Raw genomic sequence first — 12,593 nt, forward strand, 5'->3', positions numbered from 1 at the left:
CGGGAAGCAGGCTAATGTACCGGGAAGCGTCAAGATACGGCCTCAGCCGACCATCGGTCTTCTCCGGGATATGGACAACGCTTCTCCTTCAGCTTTGCCGTGATCTGCACGATACAGCCGCATACCAGGCATGTGGTGCCGCCTTGCAGCTTCGGGCATGACATGCAGGCATGCAGGCGAGTTTCATACTCGCTGTCGGAGACGCAGCGGTCCGAGCGGAACATCGGGGACGCCAGCACACGCTCAATCTGTTTGCTGTCGACGACATAATCGTCGCGGCAGCCCTTGCATCGGTTATCCGCCATGCGGATTACCCCGCCGTAATTTCGAAGACGGTCACCGACATCGGAGCCAGCTTCGCGTGGAGGACGCCTTCCTCCACCTCATAAGCGCTGAAGGTCGACGGCGTAAGCGCGTCCGGTTCCTCAAAGGTGTTATGGGCGTCCAGCGAATCTGCGGCCAGCTGCTCTGCCTTGATTTTGGAGATCGGTCCGCCAAGACCGCGGAGGGCAACAGACACATCCGCCTGCGAATCATGGCTTACATTACACAGGCTGACATGGATTTTCCCTTCGGCATCCTTGGATGCAGAGACGGAGACTTGCGGAATCTTTTCGCCGTCCATTTCATATTCGGAGCCGCTGATGTGGGCATCCAGACGTTCCGCGTCTTGATGCACCTTATACATATTGAACACATGGTAAGTCGGCGTCAGCAGCATTTTCTCTCCTTCCGTCAAGATGACGGACTGAAGCACGTTGACGATCTGGGCGATATTCGCCATGACGACACGGTCATTATGCTCATGGAAGATGTTCAGCGTCAAGCCGGCAACGAGAGCGTCCCGAATCGTGTTTTGCTGATACAGGAAGCCGGGATTCGTTCCAGGCTCCACATCATACCAGGTTCCCCATTCATCGACGATCAAACCGATCCGCTTGTTCGGATCATATTGATCCATAATCGCGGAATGTCTCGTAATCAACTCATCCATATGGAGCGCCTTTTTCATGGTCGTAAACCATTCCTGCTCCGTAAATCCGGTCGCAGGGCCCTTGCCTGTCCAGAATTCGCCCGGAATCGTGTAATAATGGAGGCTGATCGCATTCATAAACGGATGGGCTTCCCTCATGACCGTCTCCATCCAGCGGTAATCGTCCACGTTCGGGCCGCAGGCGATCTTGTACACCTTATTCTCACCGTAATTCCGGACATAGGTCTGGTACTGGCGATACAGGTCCGCATAATATTCCGGACGCATATTGCCGCCGCATCCCCAGTTCTCGTTGCCCACGCCGAAATATTTGAGCTTCCAAGGCTTCTCCCGGCCATTCTCCTTACGCCATTCAGCCATCGGAGACACCCCGTCGAACGTCATATACTCGACCCATTCCGACATTTCCTGAACCGTGCCGCTTCCGACGTTGCCCGATATGTATGGTTCGCATTCCAGCAGCTCGCACAGCCGCATAAACTCATGGGTACCGAAATGATTATTCTCGACCACGCCGCCCCAGTGCGTATTGATCATCCGCTTGCGGTTCTCCAGCGGTCCGATGCCGTCCTTCCAATGATATTCATCCGCGAAGCAGCCGCCCGGCCAACGCAGTACCGGAATCTTGAGCTTCTTCAGAGCTTCCAATACATCATTTCGGATTCCTTCCGTGTTAGGAATCTTCGAATCTTCGCCGACCCAGATCCCTTCATAAATGCAGCGTCCCAAGTGCTCGGAGAAATGCCCGTAAATATTGCGGTTAATCGTTCCATGCGACACATCGGCGTTAATCGTAATAACATGACTCATTGGTTACTCGCTCCTCGCTGTACTTTTATAAATATTTATATGAATCAATTCATATTTCTTTAAAACAATGATATCGGGCATTTCTCCATTCGTCAACCCGGAAATTAAACGCTTTCACTAAAAATACATATTTTTCGCCCAAAAAATAAACCTGCTTCACCTGCAGGACGATGTGGTCCTGTAAGTGCAGCAGGTCTATATTGGTTAACGCATCGCCCGGTTAAGAAACTCCCGGGTTCGATCGACTTTCGGATGATAAAAGATTTGCTCCGGCGTTCCCGACTCGATCACTTGTCCGTGATCCATGAAGAGGATCCGGTCCGCTACATCCCGTGCAAATCCCATCTCATGGGTAACGATAATCATCGTCATATTCTCCCTGGCCAATTGCCGGATCACCTCAAGCACTTCCCCCGTCAGTTCGGGATCGAGCGCCGACGTCGGCTCGTCGAACAGCAGGATGTCGGGGCTCATCATGAGCGCCCTCGCAATGGCGACACGCTGTTTCTGCCCCCCGGACAGGTTCGCCGGGTAGACTCCCGCTTTATCCGCAAGGCCGACCTTTTGCAGCAATGCAGCACTCCTTCTTGCCACTTCATCCCTCGATTCCTTCTTCACGTATTTCGGTGCGAGCGCCAAATTCTCTTGAACGGTGAGATGCGGAAACAGATTAAAGTGCTGGAACACCATCCCCATGCGGGAAGTGATCGTCTTGATTTGTTTTTGAGCGGAATATGCGCCGTCCTTCACCAGATATTGGTCCTGGACCTTGATCGATCCGCCATTGATCTCTTCCAGATGGACAAGGCTCCGAAGCATTGTACTCTTTCCCGAGCCGGAGGGGCCGATAACGGCCACGACTTCGTTCCGTTGTATATCGAAGCTGACGTCTTTCAGCACGTCCAGCTGTCCGAATGATTTCTTCATGTGGGATACTTCAATAATCGCCATAGCAGCCATTCCTTCTATTGAAATTTAAATCGTCGTTCGAGGTATCTGAACAGCAGCGTAAGTACGAGCGTCATCAGCAAATAAATGGCGCCGGCTAACACGAACGGCATGATCGTAAAGTCGCGGTTGACGGCTGTATGCGCGAAATGAAGCAGCTCCGGTACCGCCACCGCATACAGCAGCGCGGTGTCTTTAATCAGCGTAATGGATTCGTTGGATACGGCCGGCAGAGCCACGCGGAACATTTGCGGCAGGATGACTCTGACCATCGTCTGCCATCTGCTAAGGCCGAGCACCTGTGCGGCTTCATACTGTCCCTTATCTATGGACAGCAGGCCGCCTCTGAAAATTTCGGCAAAATAGGCGGCATAGTTCAGCACGAAGGCCAAGCATGCCGCAACAAAACGATCAAAAACGAGATACTCCCCGATGACCGGCAGCACAGGCAGGCCGAAGCAGATGAACAGCATCTGCAGCAGCAGCGGCGTGCCCCGCATGACGTAGATATAAACTCCCGCAAACCAGGCGAGCGGCTTCACCGAACTTCTCGCCATTAATGTTAAGGCAAAGCCGAGCGGGATGGATGCAATGATGGCGATGAAGAACAGCAGTATCGTTGTCTGTGCGCCCTCCAGCATCGGCTTGCCGATCTGAATGATATAATCCAAATTCATGTTGATCACTATACTCCCGTTATGAAAACTCAAATTCAGAGTTTTTCATTAATGTCGTCAACAAAACCGGAGCCTTGGGTCAAAGTCCGGTTTCTTGATCATTAGCTATGGAAAGACTGCGTTCGTAACCTTTGGTTCTGCAAATTATTTCAGTACCTTGTCTTCGCCAAACCATTTTTCAGATATGGATGCTGCTGTTCCATCGGCATTCAGCTCATCCAAAGCCTTCTGCAGCTTGTTCAGCAGCTCCTCGTTGCCCTTCTTCACTCCGATGCCATATTGTTCAGGCGCCAAAGATTCGTCCAAAATCTTGAAGGTGCCTTCTTCCTTGGACATGTAGTATTTCATAACGACTTCGTCAATCACGACGGCATCCACCCGGCCATTCTTCAAATCGCTTAAGGCAAGCACGTTGTCCGGAAATTCGGAAATGTCCTTCACTTGGCTATGGATAGCATTCGCACTGAGCGCATCGGCTGCGGACGAAAGCGACTGCAGGCCGATATTCTTGCCGGCCAGGTCACTAATGGTACTGATATCTGAACCTTCAAGCACAACCACTACCTGGCTGTTCTCAAGGTAAGGCTTCGTAAACAGAACCTTCTCCTTGCGCTCATCCGTAATCGTGTAACCATTCCAGATCAGGTCGATCCGTCCGCTGCTAAGCTCCGATTCCTTCGCTTTCCAGTCGATCGGCTGGAACTTTACCTCCATCCCCATCTTCTCTGCAGCGGCACGCGCATAATCAATATCGAAACCGACGATTTCGTTGTTCTCATCCCGGAAGCCCATCGGAGCAAATTTGTCGTCGATGCCGATCACCAGCTCATTCGAGCTGCCGCCTGTGCTTGAACACCCGATCACAGTCATTAGGATAACCAATCCTGCCAATAATGACGCCAATTTTTTCATGTATAAATCCCCCTTGTGACAATTCATGCAGCCATATTCAGGATATCGGTGATCCGTGCAATATGAAAATTTCTGCGTTTTGCTTTAGTGCGTTATCAGGACACCATAATACCATATTAGCAGAAAAGAGTCGATAGGTTCACAGAAGCTTCATCAACATTGTCGAAATAATGTAATTTATGTATTTTCATCCTATATTAAGGTTATTTTAATGATGAACTCAGCAAAACGGGAAACAATGACGAACGTTACACCAAACATCCAGAAAGGCGGTAACCCATATGAACCGTAAATATTTGAATTTCACCAGAAGACTTGTCTTGATGACGATCGCCATCGTCATGGGACTCGCTTATCTGCCCGGCACGACATGGGCGCAGGAGCCTGCAGGTAATGAGAATCAGGCCTCTTCTCCTTCTCGCCCTGCCGCGCAAGACGGCCACGGTCAGCATAAACCCGGCCGCATGTTCAAAGCCATCTCCGATTATCTCAAGCTAGAGCCAGAGGTTCTGCGGGACAAGCTCAAGACCTCCTCGCTCGCTGAAATTGCCAAAGAGCAAGGGGTTTCCAGAGAGGATATAAAAGCGAAGCTCGTCGAGATGTTGAAGGAGAAAGTAGCGGCACACCCGAAGCAGCTCGGTAAATCCATTGATTACTCCGCGGCTGCCGACAGACTTCTCGATGCCAAAGGCGGGTGGAAGAAGCAGCGGGTACATCATCGCCAAGGAAGAATGATTGCCGCCGAGCATGAGCTTGCCCAAATGCTGAAGCTGTCGGATGACCAATTGAAGGAATCCCTCCGGTCCGGTAAAACCCTTGCCCAGCTGGCGAAGGAGCAAGGAGTAGCCGTGCAGTCCGTGATCGATCAGCAGGTTCAGGCATTTACAAAGCGTCTTGACCGAAAACTGTCGGAAGGGAAAATTTCCAAGGAAGAATATTCGGAGCATAAGGCGAAGCTTCCGCAGTTCGTCAGCGATGTCGTTAATGGAAAGCTGGCGCCGCCCGCACATCCAGGCCGCAAGGACTCTTAGTCCATGCCGGCGATCCGAGTCAAAAACAAATAATATAACAAAGAAGTGTCGCTATGCATGCAGCGGCACTTCTTGTCATTGAGAGACAGCATTGCAAATCTACCAAGAAGTTTGTTGATTTTTCTGGAAATTAAACTAGAATAGGGATATAATGCCGAGATTTACTTCTCTCAAATCGATCGAATGATATATTGGCAAACCCTTCGACCCCTTCTTCACGGGATCAACTTCTACTCGGCATCCGTTAACCATTTTCATTTTCAAAACTATTTATTGAGGAGTTGTAACGTTATATGGAACTGGAACCTAGAACGGTGTCAAGGAGGAGGCTTAAGGGCCGCAGCAGAATCAATATCAAGAAACGGATCGGGATATCGCTCATCATACTCATCCTGCTTGTCGGCGCTGGATATCTGTTCAGAAAAGAATTATCGTTGCTTGCCTTTAATACACTGCTCAAAAAAGATATCAAAGAAACGTTAGACAATTCCTACAAACCGTTTGGGTACGAGATTAGAAATACTCACGCCTATGAAGGTAAACCCTTTTCCTTGCTCCTAATGGGGATTGATCAGCGTGATCAAGAGCCCAGCAGATCAGATACGATCATATATTCCGTAATTCGACCTAAAGATAACAAAATCCTATTAGTCTCGATCCCCCGGGATTCATATACTGAAATAATAGGCAGGGATGTAAAATCAAAAATCAACTCTGCGTATGCTCATGGCGGAGAAAAAATGAGTATGGACACAGTTGCGTCCTTACTCAAGAACCGAGTCGATTATTACGCTACAGTGAATTTTAAAGGAGTTATAGACATTGTGGACGCAATTGGAGGTGTAAAGCTTCCGATAACCAAAGTAATTGAAAATAAGAACCCGAAGCATGAAAAATTAAGGATAGAGCCTAACCAACCGATGTATGACGGTCTTGATGCTTTAAGTTACGTTCGTTACCGAGAGGACTCCGATTTTAAACGTACCGAGCGGCAGCGAATATTTATTAGAGCCGTTACGAACAAAATTTTAGATTTCAAGAACGTCGCTAAAGTTCCTGAATTAATCGATATTGCGGGGTCCAATTTCACCACTAACATGGACCCTGATCTGATCCTGAAATTGGCTGAAACTGTTTATTTAAATGATACGCCGCCTGATTTTGAGAACCACATGTTACAAGGCCGGGGAAAAACGAGAGGAACCACCTGGTACTATGACCTTGATGCAGAAGATTTAGAATACACTCAAAAGCTTATCTCAAATTGGTTAAATAGCGATATTAATAAACAAGACCTTATTCACCCTCAAGATATGGACTAGGCAAAAGGTTCAGTGCAGCGCTGATCTGATCCCAGGACGAGCCGGATGTACTCATAAAGCCTTCTTGGGCCTTCAAGGCCCAAGTTACGGCACATATTGCTGGATGATCTTCACGACCTCGCCGTCTTCCACCGTGATGTGGAACGGGAACCATTTCATATCCACAATATCGTCTTTTCGATAGATATCGGTGAACTTGTCGAGGCTGACCTGCTGATTCCACACGACCTGGGCATCCTCATACCGTCCGGTATGATCATACAGCTGCAGGCGAACCTCAGCGTTTCCCGCTACGGGCAATGTAATCCGCTCTTCCGTATCATTAACAATATAATAGCCGTCCGGGGCTTCGGTCATTTCCGGGTCTTGCTCCCGCTCTCGGAAGATCGCGTTTGCTTCCTCGCCTTCGTACCATTCAATCGGATCGATTTCCAGATAGACCTGTCCGTCTTTCACCTCAAGCGCATTGATATAGGCAGCCTCCTGATTCGAAGCTTTCGGAACCGGCTCATAATTGTTGCTCGAGGCTACGCCAACCGAATGGATCATGAACAAACCAAGCAGCATCAACGCTCCCAATCTCCAAGCCGTCTTCTTCATACTTCTCATCGCTCCCTCAACATTACTAAGTGTGAAAGATCGTTTTCTCACCGTATATTACCCGAATTCCGTGAGATTGAAACAATCCTCTATTTATGATTCATACTACGATTATACGGAGCATCGCGCCAAAAAGGATGTCAAAGCGGTGTAAATTCATTACAATATCTCAACCTTCGCATTTCAATGACGGTGAATGCACATCCGCCGCGCTGTCCGCAACAAAAAAAGCCTGTCTGCCGAACCAATGGTTCAGCAGGGACAGGCCTTAACATAAGTATTATTGATTGAAAGCTTCGGTAAGCACGGGAACAATTTGCGATTTACGGGATACAACGCCCTTGAGCAGCGCTTTATTATCCGAAAGCGACACATTGTAGGCTCTTTCAACCGCCTTGGCATCCTTGCCAAGCGCGAGCGCAATCGAGTCGTTATTCAGAATGTCTGTAACAACGAACACGAACAGATCCAGGTTTTTCTTAGCGATAATCCCTTGAATGGCCTCTTCAAGCTCTGCTTGACGGGACAGAACGTCGTTTGTGTCAACCGCATTCACTTGGGCGATTTCAACCTTCGCTGCGCCCATGCTGAATTCCTTCGCGTCAAGGGAAATAAGCTGCTCGATCGTTTTGTCGCTCAGATCGGCACCGGCCTTCAGCATGTCGAGTCCGTAGCTTTCCGCATCGACGCCTGCAATCTCCGCGAGCTCGCGGGCAGCAGCAACATCTTCCTCTGTGCAGGTTGGAGATTTGAACAGCAACGAATCGGATATAATGGCGGACAGCATCAGCCCTGCGATTTCCTTACGGACTGCAATGCCCTTCTCTTTGTAGATCTTGTTCAGGATCGTAGCGGTGCAGCCGACAGGCTCAGCGCGGTAGTACAGCGGCTGGCTTGTCTCAAAATTGGCGATCCGATGATGGTCGATAACTTCAACCACCCGAACTTGTTCGATGTCGCTAGCGCTTTGCTGGCGTTCATTATGATCGACAAGAATGACGTCCTGAGCCTCATTCGCAACGGTCTCTACCAGACGCGGTGCTTCGACGTTGAAGTATTTCAACGCATAAGCGGTCTCTCCGTTCACTTCGCCGAGACGTACCGGTTCAGCGTCGAGTCCGAGCTGTTTCTTCAAATCGGCATAAGCGATTGCCGAGCAAATCGTATCCGTATCCGGATTTTTGTGTCCAAAGATCAATGTTTTAGCCATAGGTTATTCCCCTTTCACATCCTAGATTAACCGTTTAAATCCATAAACAGATGTCACCTATCTGATTATAGCGTTAAATGCTCCTTATTCCAATGACTTTACAGAGAATTTTTGAATGGTCCCTTTTACACCAAGACAATCTCAGGCTCTGGAATAAAACCGAACCGTTGATGAATCGCCTCTGTAATGACATTCATCAAATATAATATATCCGTCGCTTTGGCATGATTCTGATTCAGGATCATATTGCCGTGATGCGGGGAAATGATCGCCCCGCCGTATTCCGTCCCCTTCAAATTCAGCTGATCCACCAAGGAGCCGATGGCAACTCCATAATCATAGTTATTTTTAAATACGGAGCCGCAGGAAGGGTAATCGAAATGCCGTTTACTTGTCCGGTACTTGATAATGTCGAGCATCGACTGCGGGGTCGGTATGCCTCTTCCCGCGAGCGCATGAACCTCGCCAAGGAAGAAGGAGAAGAACGACGGCAACGAGGATGGGTGACTTCCTCTCGTCTTCCACTCCTGCAACAGCAGCGCGGTAGAGCTGATCTGCTCCTCGGAGCTGACCGGCGTGTTCAGATCTGCCCCGATAATAATCCATGGATGGTGCTGGAATATCGACTGTTTGTAAGCGAATTGGCATTCCGAAGCCGGGATTGAACGGACGCTGAGCCCCGGATCCATCGTGTCGATATAATAAACCGTATCAAGAATGTCGCATACTTGGCTGGCATTATACTTAGCGTTCATATAGATGCCTGCCCCGACGCAGCCCGGCAGCAGGAACGTAAAGTCCAGCGAATCGCCCCCGCCAATCAAGCCCATAAGCGACAAGAGCGACATCGGCGTTCCAGACGCCACATACCATTTGTCATCCCTGACCGCCAGCTCGACAAGCCGCTTCAAGGAAATATACACCATGTCCTTATTCGGTTCGTCCGGAAACAGGATGTTGGAGCCCATGCCGAATATATACCACGGCATTCCGAGCCGCTTGCAATCCTGCAGCAGCTCCGCAAGATCTGCTGAAGTCTCCGGCATAGCCAAATAATTCGCCAAGCCGCCGACCCCGTAAGTTGAATAATCGGATAACGGAACATGGCGCTTGCACAATCGATCAATTGCAGATTTATGTAAAGTCATCTTAGACACTCCCTATCATTTCACTTTCACACAGCGGATAATCGCCTGCCTGTGGGGATGCTACATAATTATGATGCAACTCGTCGGTTGGTGTCAATCGGAGGGGTCACAAGCATGAGTCCATAAAAAAACCCTTGACTGCAGCGCGCGCACTGCAATCAAGGGGTGTTGATCCACTTCGTGAACGAAACGATCGATTACTCCAGGAAATCCTTGAGACGCTTGCTGCGGCTCGGATGACGAAGCTTACGGAGCGCCTTCGCTTCAATCTGTCGAATCCGCTCGCGCGTAACGCCGAATACCTGACCGACCTCTTCAAGCGTTCGGGTCCGCCCGTCCTCAAGTCCGAAGCGAAGCCGAAGCACGTTCTCTTCACGATCCGTCAAGGTATCGAGCACTTCCTCAAGCTGCTCCTTAAGCAGCTCGAAGGCGGCAGCGTCAGCTGGCGCCAGCGCATCCTGATCCTCGATGAAATCCCCCAGGTTCGAATCGCTCTCCTCACCAACCGGCGTCTCGAGCGATACAGGCTCCTGTGAAACTTTGAGGATCTCCCGGACCTTCTCCGGCGTAATATCCATCTCCTTGGCAATTTCCTCCGGTGACGGCTCCCGCCCAAGCTCTTGCAGAAGCTGTCTGGATACACGGACGAGCTTATTGATCGTCTCTACCATGTGAACCGGAATTCGAATCGTTCTCGCTTGGTCGGCAATCGAGCGGGTAATCGCCTGCCGAATCCACCATGTCGCATAGGTGCTGAACTTGAAGCCTTTGGAGTAGTCAAACTTCTCCACCGCTTTGATCAATCCCATATTGCCTTCCTGTATCAGATCAAGGAACTGCATGCCCCGACCTGCATAACGTCTGGCAATGCTGACGACTAGACGAAGATTGGCTTCCGCCAGACGTCGCTTCGCATCCTCATCGCCTTCCTCGATACGCTTGGACAGCTCCACTTCCTCATCGGCTGAGAGAAGGGGAACACGGCCGATTTCCTTCAGGTACATGCGAACCGGATCGCTAATCTTGATGCCTGGCGGAAGGGAGAGGTCATCATGAACTGCAAAATCCTCCGCGGGAGAATTAGCCGCTTTTTCCGCATCCACTACCTCACGATCCAATGCAAAATCCGCACTCTGACGGTTCTCCATTCTATGCCCCCCTGTTGACAATCCTATAATTTTGTGCTAATCTATCATTAGGTCATTATGACATCTACCTAATAATTATTTATCCTTCATTCTATCATATTACGCCTATTTTTTCAACTTCTAATATATTCTAGTTCCAGCACGGCAATCTCTTTTGAAGAGGTTGCCTTTTTTGATTGAAATACGTACCGGGAGATCCAAAGGGGCATTCGTTGCTCAATCCCGGGAATGCCTGTTGTAGTATATGTTCACGGATGTTCTTCAAGTACATAAGGATGGCGAGAACGGGCCAAGACCGGATCATGACGAAATCAGTCCCCCTGTCCTGCCTTGGCTTGACGCTGAAGGAGAAAAGGCTTACTTTATCTCCTTCAGCACTGCCCTCGTATCCTCATTTAACCGTTCGATGTCCGGCATGTCCGCCGGCTCGTCGTTCAATTGGTACCGCTGCTTGAGCGCCAGGGTTGCCAGCACGCGTTCATCCAGCACCTCCCCGGAAATCACGCCCGATTCCACGGCCTCCGTGATGGCTTGAATGACAGCCTCCTCCTGTGCATAATCGTGTCCGATCATGACGATATTGGTTCCGGCCAAGATCGACTTTACCGCGGCCTCGCCGGCATCGATATTCTTCGTAATGGCACCCATTGTCATGTCGTCCGTGATGACGACACCATCAAAGCCCAGCTCCTGCCTTAACAGATCCGTGATGACCGCCTTGGAATAGGAGGACGGCGTTATCTCATCAATCGCCGTCATAAGCAGATGCCCGACCATCACAACGTCTGCGCCTTGCTCGATCGCTTTACGGAATGGCGCAATCTCCAGCTCATGCAGCCGCTTTATATCATGAGTTACGACAGGAAGCCCAAGATGGGAATCGACTGAGGTATCGCCATGGCCCGGGAAGTGCTTCACGACCGGCACGACGCCCGCTTCCTGAATCCCTTTCATGGAAGCAATGCCCTGCCTGCCCACCTCTTCTGCCGTCTCACCGAAGGAACGGTCCCCGATCACCGGGTTGTCCGGATTGCTGTTCACATCAAGCACCGGCGCATAGACCATGTTTATACCGATCGAGCCTACTTTCCGTCCAATAAGCTCGCCGACCTGACGGGTGACGTCGGGGTCATTCCCGCTCCCCACCTTTCCGCTTGACGGCAGCTTGACATATTCCTCCGGGAAGCGGGTGACCCGCCCTCCTTCCTCATCAATGCTCAGCCATAGCGGCACCGGATTAGACGCATTCGCCTTTTTCAGCTCGTTAAGCAGCGTTACGGCTTGGCTGGTGCTAGCGATATTATCCTTAAAGAAAATAAACCCGCCGACGTGGTAGGAATCCAGCATCTTGCGGGCGACGTCGTCCATGCGCGTACCCTCGATCCCGACCATGACAAGCTGGCCAATCTTCTCTTTGTCTGTCATTTTGGAGAGCTGTGCGGCTGCGGCAGCCATTGCAGGGTCTGAAGCTGCCCCGCTTTCCTTGGACGGATCCCCTTCCTCTTCAGAATCCGAAGCCCCCGTGTTACTTGCGGGCCCACCCTGCTCCTCGTGTTCAGCAGGCGGCTTGGCGGCGTCGCCTTCCTGCTGCTGTCCATTCCCGGATGCCGAATCCGCAGATCCGCTTCCCGGCATATTGGTTCCTGCTCCGCCTTGACAAGCCGGCAGCATCAAGATCATGACCAGAATGATCGCCCATATCCCTGCTTGCTTATGTTTCATTAACTGCTTCATCTTCTTAGAGCCACCACCCTTTTTATAAACCTTGCTACGTATTTATTCGGCCCCGAAAC

11 protein-coding genes and 1 pseudogene are annotated in these 12,593 nt (G+C 50.3%); 2 read left to right on the top strand and 10 right to left on the bottom strand.

Annotated elements, in window-relative coordinates:
- Positions 1 to 29 precede the first annotated feature (29 nt).
- The 5 genes from J2Z18_RS17030 to J2Z18_RS17050 form a co-directional block, all read right to left on the bottom strand.
- Positions 30 to 305, bottom strand: a complete 276-nt coding sequence (locus tag J2Z18_RS17030; protein WP_007128531.1) for a DUF6171 family protein — start codon at positions 303 to 305, stop codon at positions 30 to 32.
- A 5-nt stretch (positions 306 to 310) separates the two neighbouring features.
- The gene (locus J2Z18_RS17035; protein WP_007128532.1) at positions 311 to 1,804 is read right to left on the bottom strand and encodes an alpha-N-arabinofuranosidase; all 1,494 of its coding nucleotides are present in this window, start codon (positions 1,802 to 1,804) and stop codon (positions 311 to 313) included.
- A 204-nt stretch (positions 1,805 to 2,008) separates the two neighbouring features.
- Positions 2,009 to 2,755 (bottom strand): amino acid ABC transporter ATP-binding protein, encoded by a 747-nt coding sequence (locus tag J2Z18_RS17040; protein ID WP_007128533.1) that lies wholly within the window; start codon positions 2,753 to 2,755, stop codon positions 2,009 to 2,011.
- A gap of 14 nt (positions 2,756 to 2,769) precedes the next feature.
- Positions 2,770 to 3,429 (bottom strand): amino acid ABC transporter permease, encoded by a 660-nt coding sequence (locus J2Z18_RS17045; protein ID WP_007128534.1) that lies wholly within the window; start codon positions 3,427 to 3,429, stop codon positions 2,770 to 2,772.
- A gap of 144 nt (positions 3,430 to 3,573) precedes the next feature.
- Positions 3,574 to 4,341, bottom strand: a complete 768-nt coding sequence (locus J2Z18_RS17050) for an amino acid ABC transporter substrate-binding protein (RefSeq protein ID WP_007128535.1) — start codon at positions 4,339 to 4,341, stop codon at positions 3,574 to 3,576.
- Between the two features lie 281 nt (positions 4,342 to 4,622).
- Between J2Z18_RS17050 and J2Z18_RS17055 the strand changes: the two genes are divergently transcribed.
- Both J2Z18_RS17055 and J2Z18_RS17060 read left to right on the top strand, forming a co-directional pair.
- Positions 4,623 to 5,372 (top strand): hypothetical protein, encoded by a 750-nt coding sequence (locus tag J2Z18_RS17055; protein WP_007128536.1) that lies wholly within the window; start codon positions 4,623 to 4,625, stop codon positions 5,370 to 5,372.
- Positions 5,373 to 5,665: 293 nt separating this feature from the next.
- On the top strand, positions 5,666 to 6,694 hold the full coding sequence (locus J2Z18_RS17060; protein WP_210095063.1) for an LCP family protein: 1,029 nt from the start codon (positions 5,666 to 5,668) through the stop codon (positions 6,692 to 6,694).
- A gap of 84 nt (positions 6,695 to 6,778) precedes the next feature.
- On the opposite strand, the gene J2Z18_RS17065 is transcribed toward J2Z18_RS17060, so the two are convergent.
- The 5 genes and pseudogenes from J2Z18_RS17065 to nagZ all read right to left on the bottom strand — a co-directional run bounded on the left by J2Z18_RS17065 (position 6,779) and on the right by nagZ (position 12,522).
- Positions 6,779 to 7,294: a hypothetical protein gene (locus J2Z18_RS17065; protein WP_040738154.1), complete on the bottom strand. Its 516-nt coding sequence runs from the start codon at positions 7,292 to 7,294 to the stop codon at positions 6,779 to 6,781.
- 280 nt (positions 7,295 to 7,574) lie between these two features.
- Complete coding sequence (locus tag J2Z18_RS17070; protein ID WP_028406260.1) at positions 7,575 to 8,504, bottom strand: manganese-dependent inorganic pyrophosphatase; 930 nt, start codon at positions 8,502 to 8,504, stop codon at positions 7,575 to 7,577.
- 125 nt (positions 8,505 to 8,629) lie between these two features.
- Positions 8,630 to 9,652: a UDP-N-acetylmuramate dehydrogenase gene (locus J2Z18_RS17075; RefSeq protein WP_210095064.1), complete on the bottom strand. Its 1,023-nt coding sequence runs from the start codon at positions 9,650 to 9,652 to the stop codon at positions 8,630 to 8,632.
- A 197-nt stretch (positions 9,653 to 9,849) separates the two neighbouring features.
- Positions 9,850 to 10,788 (bottom strand): annotated as a pseudogene (rpoD, locus tag J2Z18_RS17080) (RNA polymerase sigma factor RpoD); the annotation flags it as partial.
- Positions 10,789 to 11,157: 369 nt separating this feature from the next.
- Positions 11,158 to 12,522 (bottom strand): beta-N-acetylhexosaminidase, encoded by a 1,365-nt coding sequence (gene nagZ, locus J2Z18_RS17085; RefSeq protein ID WP_244869291.1) that lies wholly within the window; start codon positions 12,520 to 12,522, stop codon positions 11,158 to 11,160.
- Between the last annotated feature and the right edge of the window lie 71 nt (positions 12,523 to 12,593).

The sequence above is a fragment of the Paenibacillus lactis genome (assembly GCF_017873605.1).
Lineage (GTDB): Bacteria > Bacillota > Bacilli > Paenibacillales > Paenibacillaceae > Paenibacillus_AQ > Paenibacillus_AQ lactis.

Coding starts and splice junctions, on each gene's coding strand:
- J2Z18_RS17030 (WP_007128531.1), bottom strand. CDS start 305: ATGGCGGATAACCGATGCAAGGGCTGCCGCGACGATTATGTCGTCGAC.
- nagZ (WP_244869291.1), bottom strand. CDS start 12,522: ATGAAACATAAGCAAGCAGGGATATGGGCGATCATTCTGGTCATGATC.
- J2Z18_RS17045 (WP_007128534.1), bottom strand. CDS start 3,429: ATGAATTTGGATTATATCATTCAGATCGGCAAGCCGATGCTGGAGGGC.
- J2Z18_RS17055 (WP_007128536.1), top strand. CDS start 4,623: ATGAACCGTAAATATTTGAATTTCACCAGAAGACTTGTCTTGATGACG.
- J2Z18_RS17070 (WP_028406260.1), bottom strand. CDS start 8,504: ATGGCTAAAACATTGATCTTTGGACACAAAAATCCGGATACGGATACG.
- J2Z18_RS17035 (WP_007128532.1), bottom strand. CDS start 1,804: ATGAGTCATGTTATTACGATTAACGCCGATGTGTCGCATGGAACGATT.
- J2Z18_RS17065 (WP_040738154.1), bottom strand. CDS start 7,294: ATGAAGAAGACGGCTTGGAGATTGGGAGCGTTGATGCTGCTTGGTTTG.
- J2Z18_RS17040 (WP_007128533.1), bottom strand. CDS start 2,755: ATGGCGATTATTGAAGTATCCCACATGAAGAAATCATTCGGACAGCTG.
- J2Z18_RS17075 (WP_210095064.1), bottom strand. CDS start 9,652: ATGACTTTACATAAATCTGCAATTGATCGATTGTGCAAGCGCCATGTT.
- J2Z18_RS17050 (WP_007128535.1), bottom strand. CDS start 4,341: ATGAAAAAATTGGCGTCATTATTGGCAGGATTGGTTATCCTAATGACT.
- J2Z18_RS17060 (WP_210095063.1), top strand. CDS start 5,666: ATGGAACTGGAACCTAGAACGGTGTCAAGGAGGAGGCTTAAGGGCCGC.